Raw genomic sequence first — 21373 nt, 5'->3', positions numbered from 1 at the left:
CACTGAATGCGCCCTATCCTGCATGGAGATGTCGCGGCGGCGGCGCGGGCCTTGCTGGCCGCGCTGCCGCAGGATCGCGACCGCCTTTGTACACGTCTCATCCAAGAAGCAGCGCTGGCCGACCAATATGTCGGCCAGACGGGTAATCTTCATCCATTGTTCGGGAATGGATCTTTAATGGCAGCCGCGCGAAACAGGCGGCTGGCGGATGAACCCGGATTTGATGATGTGCAATATTGTCGCTGTTTCGAACTGGTTTTGCAGCATCTGATCCGGTTTCAGATCAGCCGGACGCACAACTGACGCATTTCGTGGCGGCAAGGTTCAGATTCAATCGACCGCCAGGAATCTCATCGCCGCAATCTTCGCAATACCCGAATTCTCCGTCATGTATGCGGTCCAGGGCGGCTTGTAACCGGTGCGTTTCGATATCCCGATTAGCCTGTTGTGCCTTGGCCATCGCCTGATTCTGCAGGGCATCCATTCTGCTAAGGCGGCCGACGGCCTGTTGATCAAGCTCAACAATGGCCCGAGCCTGCTTTTCCGCCGCGGAATGTTCTGAAAGTTCAGCCAATCTTGCCTGAATTTTCGCTTCATAGCCTGCCAAATCAGTTTCATTCATTTTCGTTACTCTGCCGATCACGGGTTTGCGTTTGGCGTTTTTCCCACTAAATGGCATTCTAGGCGCAGCAAAGGATCAAAAGCTATGTTGGAAAAGCGCAGTCAGGTTACTCCGGTCGACCCGGTTTGGGATCGTATCACGACCGAAGCTCATGCAGCGGTCGAAAGCGAACCATTGATGGGTGGTCTGGTTCACGCTTGCATCCTGCACCACCGAAGCCTTGAGCGGGCCCTGTCATACCGGGTGTCGGCCAAGCTGTGTTCGAACGAAATGTCGATGATGGTGCTGCGTGAAATCGTGGATGAAGCCTATGCGGATGACGCTTCGCTGCTTGAAGCGGCCCGTGCGGACCTGATGGCAGTCTATGAACGTGATCCGGCATGCCACCGATTGTTGCAGCCGATCCTTTATTTCAAAGGCTACCAAGCGATGCAGGCTTATCGCGTGGCGCATTGGCTGTGGAAAAAAGGGCGCCACGATCTAGCGTATTTCTTCCAGATGCGCTCGTCCGAGATTTTCGGGATCGACATTCACCCGGCGGCGAAAATTGGTAAGGGCATCATGATCGACCATGCCCATTCGATTGTCATTGGTGAAACAGCTATTGTCGGTGACAATGTCTCGATGCTGCATTCCGTGACACTGGGTGGGACAGGCAAGGAAGAAGAGCAGCGCCACCCGACCATCGGTAACGGTGTGCTGATCGGGGCCGGGGCCAAGGTTCTGGGCAACATTGTGGTCGGCCATTGCAGCCGCATCGCAGCGGGGTCTGTGGTTCTTCAAGAGGTCCCCGCCTGTAAGACCGTGGCAGGCATTCCTGCAAAGATCGTCGGAGAGGCCGGCTGCGATCAGCCCTCGATCTCGATGGATCATATGCTGGGCAAAGACCAGTAATTCAACCTTAGTTCGAGCGGTTTTTCTTTCTGTTCAACCGCTCGAGCCGCTTTTCCTCGCGGCGCTTTTTGCGCGCCTCGATACGTTTGGCGCGCTCAGCTTTGCGCTTGGCGACTTCAGCGGGATCCGGGTTATAGGTCGAGTTCTCGCCCGGATAGCCGTTGGGTTTTGCGATCGCAGCAACGGGCAGCGACGTCGCCAACAATGAAACCACCAGAAAGCACTTGGCCGAGTTCATGAGGGTCATGGGGCACCTTTGCATCAGAACTAGCAATGCAATCAAGGTGGTTTGTTGCGTGTGTCTGAGCAACTATCGCAGCGATCACGACTGCTCACAACATGGCAGTGATTTGGTAGACCACGCCGGGGAATGATCCGGCGTGGTCTGTGTTCAAAAGGCTTTACGCCAGCATAACCATGGGGTTTTCAAGGTTATCGACGATGGCTTGCAGCAATTCCGCACCCAACGCGCCATCAATGACCCGGTGATCCACTGACATGGTGACCGACATGACTGTGGCAACGGTAAGTTCGCCATCGTCGCCGACAACCGGTTTTTTGACGCCCGAGCCCACGGCCAGAATGCCGGCGTGAGGCGGGTTTACAATGGCGTCGAAATTGTCGATGCCGAACATACCCAGGTTCGAAATGGCAAATGTGCCGCCCTGATACTCGTGCGGTGCCAGTTTGCGTTCACGGGCGCGACCCGCAAGGTCTTTCATCTCGGTCGACAGGGCCGACAGGGATTTGGTGTCAGCATCCTGCAGGACCGGAGTGAACAGGCCACCCTCAATAGCAACCGCAACGGCCACATCCGAAGGTTTCAGCTGCAGAACTCGGTCTTCCGCCCAGACGGCATTGCATTGCGGTACTTGCTGCAGGGCGTTGGCGACGGCCTTGATGATGAAGTCGTTGACGCTGAGCTTTACGCCTCGGCCTTCCAGCTGTTTGTTCAACTGGCCGCGGAATTTGAGCAGCGCGTCGAGCTTGATATCGCGGCGCAGGTAGAAATGCGGGATGGTTTGTTTGGCCTCGGACAGGCGCGCGGCGATGGTCTTGCGCATACCGTCCAGCTTGACCTCTTCATATTCCCGCCCTTCGTACATGCGGGCCACGGCATCTGCCGAGGGGCCAGCCGGTGCCGCAGCGGGTGCGGGTGCCGTAGCAGGGGCCGAAGCGGCAACAGTGGCCGGAGCAGCCGTGGCGCTTTCGACATCTGCCTTGACGATACGGCCATGCGGACCGGACCCTGCGATTTGCGTCAGGTCCAGACCTTTTTGTGCCGCAATCCGGCGGGCCAGCGGAGATGCAAAGATACGACCGCCATCCGCCTTGGCCGGAGCAGCTGGGGCAGGGGCGGGCGCCTCGGACACCGCTGGCGCGGCGGCCTCGTTGCCCGCGGCGGCTGCGGGGGCAGCCGCAGGTGCGGCGACGGGCGTGGACGCGATATCATCGGCGCTTTCGCCATCTTCCAGCAGAACTGCGATGGCAGTGTTGACCTTAACCCCTTCGGTGCCTTCGGGGATCAGGATCTTGCCGATGGTGCCTTCGTCGACGGCTTCGAACTCCATCGTGGCCTTGTCGGTTTCGATCTCGGCCAGCAGGTCACCGGACGAGACGGTATCGCCTTCCTTGACCAGCCATTTAGCAAGCGTGCCTTCTTCCATCGTCGGTGACAGGGCGGGCATCAGAATTTCTGTGGGCATCTATCTGTCGCTCCTTACCGGTAAGTCACTTGTTTGACAGCGGCGATCACCTCATCGGTGGTGATCAGAGCCAACTTTTCAAGGTTGGCGGCGTAGGGCATTGGCACATCCTTGCCGGTGCAATTAATGATGGGCGCGTCGAGGTAGTCGAACGCATCCTGCATCACTACGGACGAGATGTAGCTGCCGACCGAACCTTGCGGCCAGCCTTCTTCTACGGTCACCAGGCGGTTGGTTTTCATCACTGAGTTGATGATCGCGCCGGTATCCATGGGGCGGATGGTGCGCAAGTCGATCACTTCGGCGTTGATGCCTTCCTCGGCCAGCTTGTCGGCTGCTTCCAACGCGAATTGCATGCCGATGCCAAAGCTGACGATGGTCACGTCCGAGCCTTCGCGCCAGATACGGGCTTTGCCCAAAGGAATGGCCAGGTCATCGACCTGTGGCATATCGAAGGAGCGGCCATAGAGGATTTCGTTTTCCAAGAAGACCACAGGGTTGGGATCGCGGATCGCTGATTTCAGCAGGCCTTTGGCGTCGGCTGCAGAATAGGGCATCACTACCTTCAGGCCGGGGACCTGCATGTACCATGCGGCGTAGTCCTGAGAGTGCTGTGCAGCCACGCGGGCAGCGGCACCGTTAGGGCCACGGAACACGATGGGGCAGCCCATCTGACCACCGGACATATAGAGTGTCTTGGCGGCCGAGTTGATGATCTGGTCCATCGCCTGCATGGCGAAGTTGAAAGTCATGAACTCGACAATCGGTTTCAACCCACCAAAGGCAGAGCCAACCGCGATACCGGCGAAGCCATGCTCGGTGATTGGGGTGTCGATCACGCGCTTGGACCCGAATTCGTCCAGCAAGCCTTGGGAAATCTTGTAAGCGCCCTGATATTCGGCGACCTCTTCGCCCATCAGGTAGACATCTTCGTCGCGGCGCATCTCTTCGGCCATGGCGTCGCGCAGGGCTTCGCGGACCGTTTCAGATTTCATCTCGGCGTCGGCAGGCCAATCGGGTGACAGATCAACAACTGGTGCTGCCGGCGCCGTGGATGGAGCGGGGGCCTCAACCGCCGCTGGGGCGGCCTCGGCCACCGCTGTGGCTGCAGGCGCAGCCGCGGGCAGGGCCGAGGCGTCTTCGCCTTCCTCGACCAGAACCGCGATTGGGGTGTTAACCTTGACCCCTTCGGTGCCTTCCGCGATCAGGATCTTGCCGACGATGCCTTCATCGACCGCTTCGAATTCCATTGTCGCCTTGTCGGTTTCAATTTCGGCCATGATGTCGCCGGAAGAAACGGTATCGCCTTCCTTGACCAGCCATTTGGCCAATGTGCCCTCTTCCATCGTGGGCGAGAGTGCGGGCATGAGAATTTCGGTTGCCATGTCTTAATCGTCCTCTCAGGCGTAGATATCTGTCCAGAGCTCATCCAGCGACGGCTCGGGGCTTTCTTTCGAGAATTCGGCGGCCTGGTTGACGATCTCTTTGATCTCTTTGTCGATCGCCTTCAGATCCTCCTCGGTCGCGTGTTTGCCGGTCAGCAACAGCTCGCGCACATGTTCGATCGGGTCGCTTTGTTCACGAACCTTCTGAACCTCTTCGCGGGTGCGGTACTTGGCCGGGTCGGACATCGAGTGGCCGCGATAGCGATAGGTCTTGATTTCCAGAATGTAGGGGCCTTTGCCTGCGCGGCAGTGCGCGACGGCTTTTTCACCTGCGGCTTTAACCGCCAGAACATCCATGCCGTCGACCATTTCGCCCGGTATCCCAAAGGCTTGACCTCGGTGGTAGATGTCAGCGGAAGACGTCGAACGCGCCTGAGCGGTGCCCATGGCGTACTGGTTGTTCTCGATCACGAACACCACCGGCAGTTCCCACAGCGCGGCCATGTTGAAGGTCTCATAGACTTGACCCTGGTTCGCTGCGCCATCACCGAAATAGGTGAAGGTCACGCCGCCGTTTCCCTTGTACTTGTCGGCAAAAGCCAGACCTGCACCCAATGGCACCTGCGCGCCAACGATACCGTGGCCGCCGTAGAAGTGCTTCTCTTTCGAGAACATGTGCATCGAGCCGCCCTTACCTTTGGACAACCCGCCTTCGCGCCCGGTCAGTTCGGCCATCACACCGCCCGGCTCCATCCCACATGCCAGCATGTGGCCGTGGTCGCGGTATGAGGTGATGCGTTTGTCACCTTCCTTGGCTGCAGCCTCAAGGCCCACAACGACAGCTTCTTGCCCGATATACAGGTGGCAGAACCCGCCAATCAGGCCCATGCCGTAAAGCTGACCTGCTTTTTCTTCGAATCGGCGGATCAAAAGCATTTCGCGGTAGTAGGTTTTAAGCTCTTCCGCAGAAACATTTGGTTTCTTTGTGGTTTTTCGCGCAGCCATCGTGGCGATCTCCCCCTTCCGGACAGATAGTTTAGCGTTAAACTATCTCATAAAGCATTTCCGGCAATCTGGCGAGAGTAAATATGACGCATCGTCATTTCGCGCGACTTCAGGCCGGAGGAACCTTCGGGCAAAGTTGGATTTCCAAGAAAAATGTCGGTCCGGCTTAGCGGATGACAATTTCGTCCGAACGGATCATGCCAAGAACCGAGCGGGCCTGCTGATCCAGCAGATCGAGGTCCAAATAAGTGTCGGACAAACGGCGGGTCAGGTTATCCATCTCGGCGATCTCGGCCTTAAGCTTGGCCAGGTCTTGTGACAGGGCGTCCCGTTCCGCTGCAATCTCGACCCGTCTGAATAGGCCATAGTCGCCTTGCACGGCGGCGAAGGTGAAATACACACCCAGCATGAAAGCTACCATGAAGAATACAACTGCGCCCAAACCGGGCCGATGGGAACGGGACACTCTGTTTACCGCCGTATGAAGTCTGCCTCAAAAACGTGCCCTTTGCGGGCATCTGTTCGCACTATGTCACAGGTGATTCGGCTTGTGAATCCCTTGATTCGCACTTTTTCGCGAATGGTCGGTTTAAGTTTCTCAGCGCGCAGACTTTAGGATCTGATTGCGCGTCAGAGTTTGTTGTTCCATGCAATCCCAATAGAACATGGGCGCCGCGCTGCCGTCACTATCCAGCTCCGGGTCGCAGGCTGCGTCGCGCGCTTTCAGCCAGGCGCGCTGTTCGTCCAATAGGGCCTGACCGTTTCCGCGTGCATCGGCCATTGGTTTGACCTCAGCCCAGATACGGTTCAGTTCGCGATCAGCGATTTCCCACTTTTCCTTGGCGCAGAAATTGGCGTCGAGTTGCGTTTGCCCGTCGCAGCTGGATTGTGCCGCAGAGTAGGCAGGTATCAATATGGCGACCAGGCAGACTATGAACCTCATGACGAAATCTCCGATTCAACAAGGAGAGACTACCATGAGGCCTGAAATGCGACCAATTTTGACTTTACGCCTGACCTTCTAGGGCGGCGACGCCGGGTAGGGTTTTACCTTCCATCCATTCCAGGAACGCGCCGCCAGCGGTCGAGATATACGAGAAATCCTTGGCCGCACCGGATGCATTCAGCGCCGCGACTGTGTCACCGCCGCCAGCGACCGAAACCAGCTGTCCCGACCGTGTCAGCGCCGCCGCTTTTAGGGCTGCTGCATTGGTGGCGGTGTCAAAGGGTTCGATCTCGAACGCGCCCAGCGGGCCGTTCCAGATCAGGGTCTGGCTCTGACCAAATATGTCCGTAATGGCCGTTACGCTTTCAGGACCAGCGTCCAGGATCATTCCGTCTTCGGTGCATTGATCGGCTGGCAACACCTGATGTGGGGCATTTGCCTCGAATTTCTCGGCGACCACAACGTCCGAAGGCAGTACGATCTTACAGCCCGAGGTTTCAGCCTTGGTCAAGATCTCGGCTGCGGTGTCCTTCATCGCTGTTTCCGCCAATGATTTGCCAACGCTAACTCCCTGAGCGACCAAAAACGTATTCGCCATACCGCCACCGATCACCAGGTAATCAACCTTGTCGACCAAGTTGCCCAGCAGCTCTAGCTTGGTAGATACCTTTGCCCCCCCAACAACCGCTGTCACAGGGCGCTTGGGCGCACCCAGTGCGCCTTCCAGCGCTTCCAGTTCGGCCTGCATTAGGCGACCGGCACAGGCGGGCAGCAACCGCGCGATGGCCTCGGTCGAGCTGTGGGCGCGGTGAGCAGCCGAGAAGGCGTCGTTGCAATAGATGTCGCCCAGCTTGGCCATGCCCGCGGCCAGATCGGCGTCGTTCTTGGTTTCAGCGGCGTGAAAGCGGGTGTTCTCCAGCAGCAGCACCTGACCGGGCTTCAGGGCTTCGGCGGCCAGATCAGCCTCGGTGCCGACGCAATCTGCGGCGAATAGAACTTCGGTGCCAAAGGCGGCTTCAAGCGTGGGGATCAGTTGTTTCAGCGACAGGTTCTCGCGCCGCTCGCCACCAGGGCGACCGAAGTGGGCCAGCAGGATGGGCTTGCCCCCGGCTGCGAGGATATCGCGCACGGTCGGGACGATACGCTGAATACGGGTCGCATCGGTCACAACCCCGTCAACGACCGGCACGTTGATATCGACGCGCACCAGCACGCGTTTGCCGTTCAGGTCCATATCGTCGAGAGTTTTCCAGCCCATCGCTCTATCCTTGCCATTACAACAGATTCAGGCGGTTCTTTTCCTGCATTTTGCCTTCAGGTCAATGCGTCACTTGGCATTCACGCGCGTGGCGCATAGGTATTTGCGCAAGATAAACGACAGGAGGGCCTCATGGCCGAGATCAAGGATCCCGAAAACACGATCATCATGGAACTGAAAGACGGCAATGTCGTCATCGAGCTGTTGCCGGATGTTGCCCCGCAGCACAGTGCCCGGATGAAGGAGCTGGCGCGTGGTGGTGAGTATGACAACGTGGCCTTTCACCGCGTGATCGACGGTTTCATGGCGCAAACCGGCGACGTACAGCACGGCGACATGGAAGACGGGTTCAACCTGCGTATGGCGGGCACTGGCGGCTCGTCTTTGCCGAACGTCCCGGCAGAATTCTCGAAGCTGCCACATGACCGTGGCACCTTGGGTGCGGCCCGTTCGCAAAACCCGGACTCGGCCAACTCGCAGTTTTTCATCAACTTCAAGGACAACCATTTCCTGAATGGCCAGTACACCGTTTACGGCCGCGTCATCGACGGGATGGAGCATGTAGACGCCATCGTGCGTGGCGAGCCGCCTGCAAGCCCCGACCGCATGATCAGCGTCAAGGTTGCGTCTGATGTATAAGCTGGCCGCCGCTTTTGCCCTGCTGGCCAGCCCTGCGCTGGCCACGGGCCTGCAGATCGAGATCGAAGGTGAGGGCGCCAACGGCACCGTCACCGTTGACCTATTTGATGACATCGCCCCCAAACATGTCGAGCAGATCAGCGCTCTGGCCTCTGAGGGCAAGTATGACGGCGTGGTGTTCCACCGAGTCATCGATGGCTTCATGGCGCAGACCGGTGATGTTGAATTCGGCCGTATCGGTGGCGACATGCGTCGTGCCGGAACCGGTGGATCTGATCGTCCCGATTTGCCTGCCGAGTTCTCGGACTTCAACTATGACCGCGGTGTCGTCGGCATGGCGCGAGCGCAGGATCCAGACAGCGCGAATTCGCAGTTCTTCATCATGTTCGAACCGGGTCCGTTTCTGAACGGCCAATACACGGTTGTCGGTCAGGTCACTGACGGCATGGACGTGGTGGACGCGATCAAGCGCGGTGACGGCCCGAACGGCGCTGTGATCGGTCAACCGGACGTGATGAAAAAAGTCACCGTCACCGAATAATAAAAAAGCCCCGATGCGCATCGGCATCAGGGCTTTTTTGTCTCAGTCGTCACCCATCATTTGCCAAATCAGCGCCCCGATGGCTGCGCCGATAAGTGGGGCGACCCAGAACAGCCAGAGCTGCGCCAGCGCCGGGCCATCAGCAAACAGGGCCACGCCGGTTGAACGCGCCGGGTTGACCGAGGTGTTGGTCACCGGGATCGAAATCAGGTGGATCAGGGTCAGGCAAAGGCCAATCGCGATCGGAGCGAACCCGTCAGGTGCAAAGTTGGATGTTGCGCCCAGTATGACCACAATGAAGAACGCGGTCATCACGATCTCAATCACCAATGCGGACATCATTGAATAACCTTCGGGTGACGCCTCGCCATACCCGTTCGAGGCGAACCCGCCAACACCTTCGAACCCTGGTGCGCCGCTGACGATCAGGTACAAAACGGCCGCAGCAGCAATGGCGCCGATCACCTGCGCGATCCAATAGGGGATCAGTTCTTGCGCCGGGAACCTGCCACCGATCATCAAACCAAGGCTGACCGCCGGGTTGAAATGCCCGCCCGAGATATGTCCAACCGCGTATGCCATGGTCAGAACCGTCAGGCCGAAGGCAAAGGAAACGCCCAACCAGCCGATGCCTACGTCAGCAACGCCAGCCGCCAGAACGGCGCTGCCGCACCCGCCCAGTACCAGCCAGAATGTGCCGAAGAACTCGGCCATGAGTTTAGGTGCCATGAAAATCCCTCCTGAAAACACTGGTTTAAGCGTAATTCAAAAATTACAATTTGTGAAATGTCAGGATAAGGAGAAAATTCTCCAACTGTGTTCAGGGATGACTTTTCACGTCCCTGTTGGCTTCATTTCTTTGCGTTGTCCCAACTGGCTGGATCCAGTCGAAACAGCTTTGACAGCTGTTTATAAACATCGGGAACAGCGGCCTCGAGCTGCCGGGGCTGTTCAAAAAACACCTCGACCGACACGGCAAAAAACTCTTCGTGACCCACGGCACCATAGGGATCGATAACTGTATGTTGGCTATGCTCGACTGCGCGAACGTGGGCGTCATAGGCTGTCAGGAAAACACGTTCCCACTCCGCAAAGCTCTGACCGTCGCTCAGGATCGGAACGCCGTTGGTGCCCCCAGACAGGTCATCGACCTGATGCGCAAACTCGTGCAGGACGACGTTCTGCCCATCGTGATCATTCGCGGCGCCTTGCTTGCTGTGCGACCACGACAGAATGACCGGCCCGCGATCCCAGCTTTCGCCGGTGCGTACGATCTCTTTCTCGCTGACGACATAGCCATCCTGCCGGCGCTGACGTGATTTGAAGGCGCTAGGATAGATCAGGATGGTTGTCAGGTGATCGTACCAAAGGTCGCTGTTAACCAACAAAAGGCTGGCTTGCGCAGCAATGGCCAGCTCCATCTCTTCGGTGACCTCCAGCCCGTCGCAGCCGTGGAACTCCACCTGGTCCAGAAAAAGGTTCACCTTGCCGTCCAGCTTGGCCCGCAGATCGGCGGGAAGGCGGCGGATCAGTGGTACTTGCTGCTCGATCAGCCTGCGCTGGTGGTCGGTCAAGGGCGTGGCCAGCAGGGCCTGCCGCGCTTGGGACTTTGACCAGTGGCGGTACAGAAAGAAGCCCGCAATCAACAGAAGGATAGAGAAAAAGATCAACATGTCAGAACCCTATACCGACCACAGCAACCGGCAAGGGCAAAAGAAAAACGCCGCAGGCTGACCCGCGGCGTTTGCTTATTCATATTTAGGGGCAGTGTTACTGCTTGACCTCGGCCGCCGGGTTGGCGCCCGACTTGCCGCTGCGGCCAGGATTCAGCGGGTCGTCCTGACGCTGCACTGAACCTTCGAAATGCGCGCCGCTTTCGATGGCGATGGTCTTGTGAATGATGTCGCCTTCGACACGGGCAGACGAGGTCAGGCGCACCTTCAGGCCACGCACGCGGCCCACGATGCGGCCGTTGATCACGACGTCATCAGCGGTGACTTCGCCCTTGATGGTCGCGGTTTCGCCGATGGTCAGCAGGTGCGCGCGGATGTCGCCTTCTACTGTGCCTTCGACCTGGATGTCGCCCGTGGTTTTCAGATTGCCTGTGATGTGCAGATCCGAGGACAGAACCGATGCCGGAGGTTTGGGCTTGGGTGCGGTGCTGGCCTTGGTTTCCGCCGGTGCAGGGGCAGCCGGTGTCGCCGGAGCAGCAGGTTTTGCTGTCTCGGGGGCGTCGGATGCGGGCTCGTTGATTTTGCTCTTAGAAAACATTTCTCGCAGCCTTAATGTAAGTCATTGGATTTCTTGGCACACCGTCGACGCGAACCTCATAGTGCAGATGCGTGCCGGTAGACCGTCCAGTGCTACCCATATCAGCAATATGATCCCCGCGCGAGACCCTTTGGCCAACCTTGACCCGGATCTTGGTATTATGAGCGTAAAGAGTCTCAACCCCGAACGCGTGCTTGATTTTCACCAGCCTGCCGAACCCGGATTGCCAGCCCGCATGGGTGACGATTCCGTCGGCGGTGGCAAAGATGTCGGTTCCGTGGGCACCGGCAAAATCCGCCCCATTGTGCATGCGCCGCCCCCCGGTTTTTGGATCCCGTCGCGTGCCAAAACCGCTGGTAAAGCGCACCACATCATGCACCGGGCTGGCAAAGGGGGCTTTTTCGGCGGCAATGCGGTACAGGTTCAGCTGGTCCATCTGTTGCAGCAACACATTCGCGCGGATTTCGTCGGGGGTCAGGTCCTCTCCGCGCGTGCTGAATGAGATGGGGGTGAGGGGGCCACCCATGCCGCTATAGCCGCGGCGGACTTCTTCGATAATACGGTCGGTGGGCATACCGGCCTGGCGGAACATTTTGTCCAGAGGCTCAACCGAGATAATCATCGCCTCTTCCAGTTGGCGGAAAATCTCGTCGCTGCGTTCCTGCATCAAACGGATTTCCAACTCAAGATCGTCGCGCTGTGCCAGAGCATCCTGTGCATCGGCGGCGATTTGGTCGCGCTCTAGTGCCGTCCGGACCAGAGCGTCGGTCATGAAATTCATTTGTTCCGGGTCGCCTGCCGCGGTCATATAAATGTCGCCGTCATCGGTCTCGACCTGCATGCTGGCCAGCTCAGTGCGGGCCTCTTCGCGCTGTTTCATCGTGGCGCGCAGGGTGGTCTGGATGACCTCGATCCCGGTCTCAAGCTCGCGGCGGCGGTTTTCCGACGCCAGCAGCTCCGATTGCATCGCCGAGATCTGTTCCAGCGCCGCGTTGAACCGGTCTTGCGCGGCCAGCGCTTCTTGCGCCCGGGCATCCCGTTCCGTCGACAGGATGTTCAGACGGTCTTGATAAGTCGCCTGATCGCGCTTGGCTTGCTCGCGGAAATTACCCGATCCGATGCTGTCCATTAGCAGGATCGCCGTGGCGACGGCGGTCCAGCCAACGAATACTGCAACGCCAGCAACGGCGAAAATCTGCGTTTCCGAGCTGAGCCGGATAAACCGCGTGTCGTTGTCAGATTTCAGAAAGACTCGGCGTTCGGGAAAATGCCGCTCGAGCAGTGAGTGTAACTTAATTGCCAGACGTGTTCGCACGCGTCTTCACCTCTCATCCCCAAGATTCGGGACCGGTCGTGAGTGATAGCCGTCCCTTTGGCGAAGTGCATAGAGGGCACGCGTGATTTGGGCAAGTTTGTAAACTAGTTCACACATGAAACCGCGTTATTCCCGCCAAATCTCGGCGGGAAATTGCCGATAACATCAATTTGCGCGCGTTTATTGAGCTGAGCCGGGCGCGGGCAGCTCCTCGGTCAGGGGCCAGTAGAAATCAGGCGGCAACCCGGCCTCGGCGCGTTTTTCTTCGTTGAAAGGTGGCTTCAACACGCCGTGAAAGTACCGGCGAACCAATTGGTGAAACACATCCTTGGGATCGGCATTCTCGCGCCCACACAGGAAATGAAACCATTTTGAGCCATAAGCCACATGCCCAACCTCTTCGGCATAAATGACTTCCAGCGCAGCAATAGCTTTTTCGTCCTTGGCCTTGCGGAATATGTCGATCATGCCGGGGGTCACGTCCAGCCCGCGTGCCTCAAGCACCATGGGAACCACGGCCAATCGACCCATCAAATCTTCGGCGGTGTCCTCGGCCGCGCGCCACATCCCGGCATGGGCGGGCAGAGCGCCATAGTTGCTGTCCATGGCCTCAAGGCAATCGCACACCATCTCGAAATGACGCGATTCCTCTTCGGCGCATTTAACCCAGTCGTCATAAAACCCGACAGGCATCGGCACATGACCGAAGCGGGCGATGATGTCCCAATGCAGATCAACGGCGTTCAACTCGATATGCGCGACAGCGTGCAGCAGGGCGACACGGCCCGCTTCTGTACCCGGTTTCCGTTTTGGTACCTCGCGCGGGGAAAGCAGTTCAGGCTGATCCGGGCGTGCGGGTTGCAGCGGTGGCGTAGCGGTGCCGATCTCGATCTCTGGCGTTTCACCGCTGCGCGATGCGAACCACGCGGCGGCATGACTTTTGGACAGGGCGGTTTTTTCCCGACCATCCGCCGTTGTCAGAACCTCAGTCGCCATCTGGGTCAGCGTTTTGGGCACCATGTTTCTCCGCTTGATTGCACGCGCGGCTCTTAGACCGGATGGCGCGCGTGGTCGAGGGGCGTTACATCGCCCGTACGGCTTCCAGCACCTCATCCACGTGACCGGGCACTTTAACCTTGCGCCAGATCTTGGCGATTTTGCCATCGGCGTCGATGATGAATGTCGAGCGCTGAATGCCCATCGATTTCTTACCGTACATATTCTTTTCAACCCATACGCCATAGTCCTCGCAGACCGACGAGCCCTCATCCGACAACAGCGGAGTGGTCAGATTGTGCTTGGCAACAAACTTGTCGTGCTTGGCGACGCTGTCCCGCGAGATGCCGAAAACGTGAGCGCCCGCGTCACCAAAGGCTTGAAGTTGTTCCGAGAAACCGATGGATTCCTTGGTGCAGCCCGGCGTATCATCACGAGGATAGAAGAACAGAACGACGGTGCCGCCGCGCAGGGCTGACAATGTGACCTCGCCGCCTCCGTCGCGGGGCAAAGTGAAATCAGGGGCGATGTCTGAAACGTCGGGCATTGGAAACTCCGCTAAAGTTTTTTAAGGGCTGCCAGACATCATAGGGCGGCGCGGGCGGGTTGGAAGACGTGGATAGAAAATTGGTGCAGCACGAAGACAAAAGTGCGTCGCAGCCCAAAAAGCCCCGGCGTCGCCGGTCCCGTCGTCGTATTGCCGCGCATTTTTCCGGTTGGACGGTCCTGTCGCTGGGGCTGTTGGTCTTTGTGGGCTGGTTTTTTCTGATCGGCCAGAATCTTCATGCACCCGAATGGTTGCGAAAGCAGGTTGAACAGCGCCTTGAACACAGCCTCGGAGGGCTAAAAATCCGGTTTGGCGACGTCAACTTTATCGTGAATGAGGAATGGCGTCCCCGTCTGCAGCTGAGGGACGTGACGATCAGCGACGCAGCCGGGCAGCAGATTGCGCAGGTTTCGGACCTGCGCACCCGATTGTCGATGCGCGGGCTTTTACGGGGTCAAATCCGCCCGCGCCGCATCATCCTTCGCGATGCACAGATCGCGCTGACCCGGGGCCTGGACGGGGCATTGTCGCTGACAGTTGGTTCGGGCAGCGCCCCTGTGCAGCAAGCACCGGACCTGGCCCAACTGATCGAGCAATCGGATGATGTATTCCTGTCGCCTATCCTGTCCGGGTTGCGTTCGGTCGACTTGGAATCGCTGACGCTGGATTATCAGGATCTGCGCCTTGGGCGGGCCTGGGTATTCGACGGGGGGCATATCACTGTGACCCGCACCGGCGATGAAATGCATCTGGCCACGGGGTTTTCCGTGCTGACCGGGCGCGACTATGCAAGCTCGATCGAGGCGAACTATACCAGTGTTCTGGGTACGCCACAGGCGCGGTTTGGCATTTCGATCACCGACCTGCCAGCCGAAGACATCGCCAGCCAAAGTCTTGCTCTGTCGTGGTTGCAGGTTCTCAAGGCACCGATCTCTGGGGCGTTGCGCGGCAGCATTGACGACAAGGCGGCGTTGGGGCCGCTGTTTGCAACGCTAAACCTTGGGGCAGGCGCGGTGCAGCCCACGCAGGAAACGCGCCCCATTCCCTTCGAGTCCGCCAGAACCTACTTCACCTACAACCCCACGCGGCAGGAGCTGGACTTCAACGAAGTCTCGGTGGTGTCCGCATGGGGCGCGTTTCATGCCGAGGGCAAGGCGTTCCTGCGTGGAATTGAAAACGGTGCGTTGGAAAGTCTGACCTCGCAGCTGAGCCTCAGCAACATCAACATCAACCCGGCCAACCTGTTTCCAGAATCGCTGAACCTGGCACGCGCCGAACTTGATATGAAGATGAAATTGGCCCCGTTCGAATTGCGGTTGGGTCAGATCATGGTCGAAGACGCCAACTATCGGTTGCTGGGTTCTGGCAAGCTGATCGGCGAACCCGAGGGTTGGGCGGCGCAACTGGATGCGCATCTGGACAGCATGAACGGGGATGAGCTGTTGAACTACTGGCCTGAACGCCTGGCGTCAAAACCACGGCTTTGGGTTCAAGAGAATTTGTATGAGGGGCGGTTCTCGGACGTTGACTTTGCTTTGCGGCTGCGGCCAGACAGCAAACCAGATATCTATCTGGATTTCGGTTTTGACGAGGCAAAGATCAGGTTCGCCAAGACCCTGCCGCCGCTTGAGAACGCACAGGGACAGGCCAGTCTGATCAATCACCGTTTCACCGCCACCGCTGAATCGGGTGTTGTCATCGCGGATGAAGGGGGCGCAGTTGATGCCACGGGCACGTCCTTCATCATCCCCGATACCGAGATCAAGGGGATTTCCCCGTCGATTACCCGGATCACGGCCAAAGGGAGTGCGACCGCTGCGTTGTCGCTGCTTGATCGCCCGCCGCTCAGCTTGCTAACCAAAGCGAACCTGCCGGTTGATCTGGTCGAAGGTACTGTAAATCTTGCCGGAACATTGTCGCTGCCAATGAAGAAGGGGTTGAAATTCGAAGACACCGAATTCCACTTTCTTGGTGATATCGACAATGTAGAAAGTGACAAACTGGTTCCTGGCTTTTCGGTCAGCGCCGACCAGCTTGCGCTTGAAGGCAACCAAACCGGCGTTGAAATTTCCGGCGAAGGATTGTTTGGCGATGTTCCCATCCAAGCTGCGTGGCAACAACCGATCGGTGAAACCGAAGCGCAGCGCAGCGAATTGACGGGCCAGATCGAATTGTCCCCCCGATTGATGACCGAGTTGAATGCCGGGTTGCCTCGGGGGATGCTGACGGGGCAGGGCACGGCGGATATTGCGCTGGGTATTGGCGCAGGTACTCCGCCAAAGCTGACCGCATCGTCCGACTTGAAAGGCGTCGCGCTGGCTATTCCCGAACTGGGCTGGCGCAAAGGGACCGGCACGGCCGGCACAATGACGCTTGAGGCCACGTTGGGGGACAACCTGCGAGTGGACGAACTCAAGCTGGATGCAGCCGGATTGCGCACCACTGCGTCGATCTCGTTCAACGACGGAAATTTCGACCGGGTTCAGTTCAGCTCGTTTGATCTGGGCAATTGGCTGGCGGTTCCGGCCGAGCTTGTCAATCGAGGTGGGGCAGTGCCGGATATTCGGGTGCTGGGTGGCGTGATGGATCTGGGGCGCGCGACTTTTGGCAGTGGCGGCGGCGGTAGTGGTGGCGGTTCCGGTACCGGCCCCCGAATGGACGTGACATTGGACCGTTTGCAAGTAACCGAGACCATAGCCCTGACCGGGTTCAAGGGCGCTTTTCAAACCACCGGCGGCGTCAACGGTGCCTTCACCGCCAACGTAAACGGGGGCGCGTCTGTGCGTGGGCAGGTCTCTCCACGTGCGGATCGCAGCGCGGTGACGCTGACCTCGGATGATGCGGGGGCGGTACTGCGGTCTGCGGGCATGATCACACAGGCGCGAAGCGGGTCCCTGAACGTGCAACTGGAACCGGTTGCGGGGCCCGGAAATTACGACGTCATCGCGAAGATCACCAATACATATATTAAGGATGCCCCGGCCATGGCCGCGCTGCTGAACGCCATCAGCCTTGTTGGTCTGGTCAATGAAATGGCCGGGCAGGGCATCTTTTTCTCGTCAATCGAAAGCCGGATGCGCATCACCCCGACCGAGGTCAAAGTTCTCAGCGGCAGTGCGGTCGGGCCGTCGATGGGATTGTCCTTTGACGGCACCATCAACACGGTTGCCGGAACGCTGAACCTGCGTGGCGCGATTTCTCCGATCTATCTGGTGAACGCGATTGGCAGTGTTTTCACTAAAAAAGGTGAGGGCGTCATTGGTTTCAACTATACCCTGACCGGACCGTTGCGGGACCCGAAAGTGTCGGTCAATCCGTTGTCTGGGCTGGCACCACTGTTTCTGCGAAACCTACTGAGGGCTCCAGCACCCACGGTGTCCGATGGGCCAAATGCACAGCCGATAAAACCGGATGAGCCGAAACGAACTTTCGGGGCACCACCATCAGACCGTTGAATTGGGAAGTGGGGCGCTGTATGGCGCGGCCATGAAACTCAGCGACTTTGATTTCCACCTGCCCGAAGACCTGATTGCCACGCGCCCGGCGAGCCCACGCTCGTCTGCGCGGCTGCTTGTGGCCAATGGTGAAACGGTAACGGACGCCCATGTGTTTGATCTGCCGGATTGGCTGAAACCCGGTGACCGGCTGGTGCTGAACGATACGCGCGTTATCCCCGCGCGCCTGAACGGTCGCCGCCATCGCGACACCGCACAGGGGCCGGTCTCGGCCGCGATCGAAGCGACTTTGCTGGACCCGCAGGCCGACGGCACATGGGCGGCGCTGATCAAACCGCTGAAAAAGGTCAAGCTTGGTGAAGACATCAGGTTTTCCGATGACCTCAGCGCCACGCTGGACCGGGTCGAAGATGGCCAGGCTTATCTGCGATTCAACCTGACGGGCGAGGATTTCGATACCGCGCTGGAACAGGCCGGCGCAATGCCGTTGCCGCCCTACATTGCGGCCAAACGCCCGGCGGACGAACAAGACAAGACCGATTATCAAACGATCTGGGCACGCAATTCGGGTGCCGTCGCAGCCCCCACGGCGTCGTTGCATTTTGATCAGGTGCTGATGCAGGCGCTTGAAGGCCGCGGCGTCGCCATCAGCCATGTAACCTTGCATGTGGGGGCGGGGACCTTCCTGCCGGTCAAGGTCGAGGACGTGACCACCCACAAGATGCACGCCGAATGGGGCAAGGTCAGCGTCTCGGCCGTCGAAGAAATCCGCGCCACCAAAGCCGCCGGAGGGCGGGTGATCCCCGTGGGCACAACTGCCCTGCGCCTGATCGAAAGCGCCGCACGGTCCGGGCAGATCGAGCCGTGGGAGGGTGATACTGATATCTTCATCTATCCCGGTTTTGAATTCCACGTCAGCGACGCGTTGATGACCAACTTCCATCTGCCGAAATCTACCCTGCTGATGCTGGTTTCGGCACTGATGGGGCAGGACCGGATGCGTGATGTCTACGCGCATGCGATTGAACAGAAATATCGTTTCTTTTCTTACGGGGACGCGTCGCTTTTGATCCCATAAGGGGCGCGTTGTCGGGATCGTCTGATTGCAATGTCGTAGACAAGCGCGATCAGAGCCGTTTTTCATATAAAAACGAATCCAGAGTTCAGGTCGGCATTTTTCGGAGGCCCCAATGATTCAGGTCCTGTCCAGCGCGTGGGCGCTTCTTCTTGGTATGGGCCTATTGATGGTCGGAAACGGCCTGCAAGGGACGATCCTGGGGGTTCGGGGTGAGATTGAGGGCTTTTCGACCCTGCAAATGTCCTTCGTGATGTCAGCCTATTTTATGGGATTTCTGGGCGGGTCGCGTCTGGCGCCCGAGATGATCCGACGGGTTGGGCATGTGCGTGTGTTTGCGGCGTTGGCCTCATTCATCTCGGCCGTCATGATCCTGTACCCATTGATGACCGACCCGGTCATCTGGATTTTGGGTCGTGTCGTGATCGGATTTTGCTTTTCCGGCGTGTACGTCACCGCAGAAAGCTGGTTGAACAACGCGGCCAGCAACGAGAACCGCGGTCAGGCGCTGTCGCTTTATATGATCTTCCAGATGACGGGCATCATCACTGCCCAAGGGCTGGTATTGTTGGGCGACCCGGCTGGGTTTGACACTTTCGTGATTGCCTCCATCCTGGTTTCCGTCTCATTTGCGCCAATCCTGCTGTCTATTTCACCAACACCGGCGTTCGACACAACCAAACCAATGACCTTACGCGAACTTTTCAAAAGCTCGCCGCTGGGCTGTGTCGGTATGTTTCTTCTGGGTGGTGTATTCTCGGCTCAGTTCGGTATGGCGTCGGTCTACGGCGCCCGCGCGGGCCTGTCGTTGGTTGAAATCTCGACCTTTATCGCTGCGTTCTATGTCGGTGCCTTGGTGCTGCAATACCCGCTGGGCTGGATGTCGGACCGCATGGACCGTCGTTTCCTGATCATGTTGGTTGCAGGGGTGGGAACGTGTGCTGCATTAGCGGGCATGCTATTCGGCGTCACTTTCCCGATCCTGTTGGGCGCGGCCTTTGTGATCGGGGGAATGTCGAACCCGCTTTATTCGCTGTTGATCGCCCACGCGAACGATTTTCTGGATCATGAAGACATGGCCGCAGCCTCGGGCGGTTTGCTGTTCATCAACGGTCTTGGCGCGATTGCCGGCCCGTTGATCACCGGCTGGCTGATGGGGGACAGCGTCTTTGGCCCGCAGGGGTTCTTCCTGTTCATCGCCGCGTTACTTGCGACGATGGCTGTTTATGCGCTGTACCGTATGACACAGCGTGCGGCGATCCCGGTGGATGAGACGGGCACCATGTCCCCGGTCTATCCGACGGCCTCGCCAGTTGCGGTTGAAGTGGCGCAAGAGGTTGCCATTGAAGCCGCCGAAGCCGAGGCCGAAACGCAAGATGTTGCCTAAGACACAAGAATATGTCGCGAATGTTGCAATTTTTTACTGTTACAATCCTGAAAAACATCCTTAAATGACCTTACGTCCCTGGGGAGGGCAACACGACGGAGTTAGGGCAATGGTAGGGCCTGAAGAAGTATTGAGTTTTTGGTTAGATGAGATTGGTCCCGAAGGTTGGTATCTACAGGACGATGCCTTGGACGCAGACATTCGCGAACGGTTTTTGACCACCTGGGAAGCCGCGAATGAAGGCAAATTCTCTCTTTGGTTGACGTATCCTAGTGGGTCACTGGCCTACATCATTTTGATGGACCAGTTCCCGCGCAACATGTTCCGCGGCAGCGCCAAGGCTTTCGCGTCAGATCGCGCCGCATTGTCGGCCGCGAAATGTGCGGTGGACAAGGGGTGGGATCTCAAGATCGACGAACCAGCGCGGCAGTTCTTTTACCTGCCGATGATGCATTCGGAAAATCTGTGTGATCAGGAACGCTGTGTCCGTTTGATGTGCCAGAACATGAGTGACAGCGATAAAAGCAATCTGCTGCACGCACGAGCACATCGTGAGGTGATACGTAAATTTGGGCGTTTCCCTTATCGGAACGAAGCACTGGACCGTCCGATGACCGAACACGAAGCCGCCTATGTCGACATGGGTGGATATGGTTCGACGGTACGCGAATTGCAGGCGTCCCTCTAGGACTGCGGCACGCAACCTCGAATGGCAATAATTCGGTCGGCGACCACGTCGGCTGATTTCTCTATGGCGGAATTGATCAGCTTGTCCGGAGAGTCGGTCAACTCGGCAATGCTGGCTTGCGCGCCTTGCATTCTTTGTTCCAGATTATCCAGTTTTACCAGCGCCGTGGATATCCGCAGTTTTTCGGCAATATCTGTGACTGAGCCGCTTGATTGCACCTCGGCAAGATCATTGCGTAGCGCCGCAAGTTCCCCCCGAACGCCGAGAATTTCGTCCTTCAAGGGCGCGATAACCTGGACTTTTTCCGAGAAGACCGTGGTGACGCCCTCGACTGTCGATGCCAGTTTCCAGCCTAGAAATAAGCAAAGAGCCACGAGGATGAGTGTCGCGTTGAGCAATGCAAGCAGCAGATCTTTAAGTGTTTTGGCCATGGTAAGCCTCTCGAATGATTTGCGTTTATGAAATGGCGGGTGAACCCGACATCTATGTTCTAGCCATTGAAGGATGCCCGGTATAGGCTGAAAACCGCATAAACTGATACCGATGATCCCACGTCGTATTTGTCGCGGGAATGGTGTGTTGATGCGTTTCGAAAATTAGTTTAATGGTAAACTAAATTTTCAATCGTCCTGCGCCGAGAGGG

At 58.0% G+C, this 21373-nt stretch carries 23 protein-coding genes; 8 read left to right on the top strand and 15 right to left on the bottom strand.

From position 1 onward, the window contains the following. Nucleotides 1–6 precede the first annotated feature (6 nt). Nucleotides 7–303, top strand: a complete 297-nt coding sequence (locus tag ACR0JB_RS07065) for a DUF7742 family protein (RefSeq protein ID WP_170349050.1) — start codon at nucleotides 7–9, stop codon at nucleotides 301–303. Here ACR0JB_RS07065 and ACR0JB_RS07060 read toward each other — a convergent pair. Continuing rightward, nucleotides 284–622: a TraR/DksA family transcriptional regulator gene (locus ACR0JB_RS07060; RefSeq protein WP_170505559.1), complete on the bottom strand. Its 339-nt coding sequence runs from the start codon at nucleotides 620–622 to the stop codon at nucleotides 284–286. The two genes, ACR0JB_RS07065 and ACR0JB_RS07060, sit on opposite strands and share 20 nt — an antisense overlap. 84 nt (nucleotides 623–706) lie before the next feature. On the opposite strand from ACR0JB_RS07060, the gene cysE reads away from it, so the two are divergent. After that, entirely contained in the window at nucleotides 707–1516 is an 810-nt protein-coding gene (gene cysE, locus ACR0JB_RS07055) for a serine O-acetyltransferase (protein ID WP_170349048.1), read from the top strand. Nucleotides 1517–1523: 7 nt separating this feature from the next. On the opposite strand, the gene ACR0JB_RS07050 is transcribed toward cysE, so the two are convergent. From ACR0JB_RS07050 to ACR0JB_RS07020, 7 genes are all read right to left on the bottom strand, one after another. Then, entirely contained in the window at nucleotides 1524–1763 is a 240-nt protein-coding gene (locus ACR0JB_RS07050; protein WP_170396188.1) for a hypothetical protein, read from the bottom strand. Nucleotides 1764–1917: 154 nt separating this feature from the next. Beyond that, nucleotides 1918–3222, bottom strand: coding sequence for a pyruvate dehydrogenase complex dihydrolipoamide acetyltransferase (locus ACR0JB_RS07045; protein WP_170396186.1), 1305 nt, complete (start codon nucleotides 3220–3222; stop codon nucleotides 1918–1920). A 14-nt stretch (nucleotides 3223–3236) separates the two neighbouring features. Then, nucleotides 3237–4607 (bottom strand): pyruvate dehydrogenase complex E1 component subunit beta, encoded by a 1371-nt coding sequence (locus ACR0JB_RS07040; protein ID WP_170396184.1) that lies wholly within the window; start codon nucleotides 4605–4607, stop codon nucleotides 3237–3239. Nucleotides 4608–4622: 15 nt separating this feature from the next. Beyond that, entirely contained in the window at nucleotides 4623–5612 is a 990-nt protein-coding gene (gene pdhA / locus ACR0JB_RS07035; protein ID WP_170349044.1) for a pyruvate dehydrogenase (acetyl-transferring) E1 component subunit alpha, read from the bottom strand. Nucleotides 5613–5778: 166 nt separating this feature from the next. Further along, a complete protein-coding gene (locus ACR0JB_RS07030; protein WP_170349043.1) occupies nucleotides 5779–6078 on the bottom strand; it encodes an FtsB family cell division protein in 300 nt (99 codons plus the stop codon). A gap of 132 nt (nucleotides 6079–6210) precedes the next feature. Further along, entirely contained in the window at nucleotides 6211–6555 is a 345-nt protein-coding gene (locus ACR0JB_RS07025; protein ID WP_170396180.1) for a lysozyme inhibitor LprI family protein, read from the bottom strand. Nucleotides 6556–6619: 64 nt separating this feature from the next. After that, nucleotides 6620–7816 (bottom strand): phosphoglycerate kinase, encoded by a 1197-nt coding sequence (locus ACR0JB_RS07020; RefSeq protein ID WP_170396178.1) that lies wholly within the window; start codon nucleotides 7814–7816, stop codon nucleotides 6620–6622. A gap of 132 nt (nucleotides 7817–7948) precedes the next feature. Here ACR0JB_RS07020 and ACR0JB_RS07015 point away from each other — a divergent pair, with 132 nt between their 5' ends. Beyond that, nucleotides 7949–8455: a peptidylprolyl isomerase gene (locus tag ACR0JB_RS07015; protein ID WP_170349040.1), complete on the top strand. Its 507-nt coding sequence runs from the start codon at nucleotides 7949–7951 to the stop codon at nucleotides 8453–8455. After that, a complete protein-coding gene (locus ACR0JB_RS07010; protein ID WP_170396176.1) occupies nucleotides 8448–8996 on the top strand; it encodes a peptidylprolyl isomerase in 549 nt (182 codons plus the stop codon). The genes ACR0JB_RS07015 and ACR0JB_RS07010 overlap by 8 nt, the downstream gene beginning before the upstream one ends. Nucleotides 8997–9038: 42 nt before the next feature. On the opposite strand, the gene aqpZ is transcribed toward ACR0JB_RS07010, so the two are convergent. The 6 genes from aqpZ to ACR0JB_RS06980 all read right to left on the bottom strand — a co-directional run bounded on the left by aqpZ (nucleotide 9039) and on the right by ACR0JB_RS06980 (nucleotide 14125). Beyond that, nucleotides 9039–9725 carry an aquaporin Z gene (gene aqpZ, locus ACR0JB_RS07005; protein WP_170358950.1) on the bottom strand — a complete coding sequence of 229 codons (687 nt, stop codon included), beginning with the start codon at nucleotides 9723–9725 and terminating at the stop codon, nucleotides 9039–9041. Nucleotides 9726–9847: 122 nt separating this feature from the next. Next, nucleotides 9848–10669, bottom strand: coding sequence for a M90 family metallopeptidase (locus ACR0JB_RS07000; protein WP_170505562.1), 822 nt, complete (start codon nucleotides 10667–10669; stop codon nucleotides 9848–9850). A 97-nt stretch (nucleotides 10670–10766) separates the two neighbouring features. Next, complete coding sequence (locus ACR0JB_RS06995; RefSeq protein WP_170349036.1) at nucleotides 10767–11267, bottom strand: bactofilin family protein; 501 nt, start codon at nucleotides 11265–11267, stop codon at nucleotides 10767–10769. Beyond that, nucleotides 11257–12582, bottom strand: a complete 1326-nt coding sequence (locus ACR0JB_RS06990; protein ID WP_170505565.1) for a DUF5930 domain-containing protein — start codon at nucleotides 12580–12582, stop codon at nucleotides 11257–11259. The genes ACR0JB_RS06995 and ACR0JB_RS06990 overlap by 11 nt, the downstream gene beginning before the upstream one ends. A gap of 180 nt (nucleotides 12583–12762) precedes the next feature. Continuing rightward, nucleotides 12763–13602 carry a ferritin-like domain-containing protein gene (locus tag ACR0JB_RS06985; protein ID WP_170505568.1) on the bottom strand — a complete coding sequence of 280 codons (840 nt, stop codon included), beginning with the start codon at nucleotides 13600–13602 and terminating at the stop codon, nucleotides 12763–12765. Between the two features lie 61 nt (nucleotides 13603–13663). Continuing rightward, complete coding sequence (locus ACR0JB_RS06980) at nucleotides 13664–14125, bottom strand: peroxiredoxin (protein ID WP_170396168.1); 462 nt, start codon at nucleotides 14123–14125, stop codon at nucleotides 13664–13666. A gap of 68 nt (nucleotides 14126–14193) precedes the next feature. Between ACR0JB_RS06980 and ACR0JB_RS06975 the strand changes: the two genes are divergently transcribed. From ACR0JB_RS06975 to ACR0JB_RS06960, 4 genes are all read left to right on the top strand, one after another. Continuing rightward, complete coding sequence (locus tag ACR0JB_RS06975; protein ID WP_367648488.1) at nucleotides 14194–17580, top strand: YhdP family protein; 3387 nt, start codon at nucleotides 14194–14196, stop codon at nucleotides 17578–17580. A gap of 31 nt (nucleotides 17581–17611) precedes the next feature. Continuing rightward, nucleotides 17612–18658, top strand: a complete 1047-nt coding sequence (queA, locus tag ACR0JB_RS06970; RefSeq protein WP_480789797.1) for a tRNA preQ1(34) S-adenosylmethionine ribosyltransferase-isomerase QueA — start codon at nucleotides 17612–17614, stop codon at nucleotides 18656–18658. 112 nt (nucleotides 18659–18770) lie between these two features. After that, entirely contained in the window at nucleotides 18771–20042 is a 1272-nt protein-coding gene (locus ACR0JB_RS06965) for an MFS transporter (RefSeq protein WP_170375765.1), read from the top strand. A gap of 109 nt (nucleotides 20043–20151) precedes the next feature. After that, nucleotides 20152–20730 (top strand): DUF924 family protein, encoded by a 579-nt coding sequence (locus ACR0JB_RS06960; RefSeq protein WP_170375763.1) that lies wholly within the window; start codon nucleotides 20152–20154, stop codon nucleotides 20728–20730. Here ACR0JB_RS06960 and ACR0JB_RS06955 read toward each other — a convergent pair. Next, the gene (locus ACR0JB_RS06955; protein WP_170375761.1) at nucleotides 20727–21161 is read right to left on the bottom strand and encodes a hypothetical protein; all 435 of its coding nucleotides are present in this window, start codon (nucleotides 21159–21161) and stop codon (nucleotides 20727–20729) included. The two genes, ACR0JB_RS06960 and ACR0JB_RS06955, sit on opposite strands and share 4 nt — an antisense overlap. Nucleotides 21162–21373 lie beyond the last annotated feature (212 nt).

The organism is Ruegeria sp. BI7 (assembly GCF_056537925.1).
The sequence above is the reverse complement of the archived record's forward strand: the minus strand, read 5'-3'. Positions and strand labels throughout refer to the sequence as shown.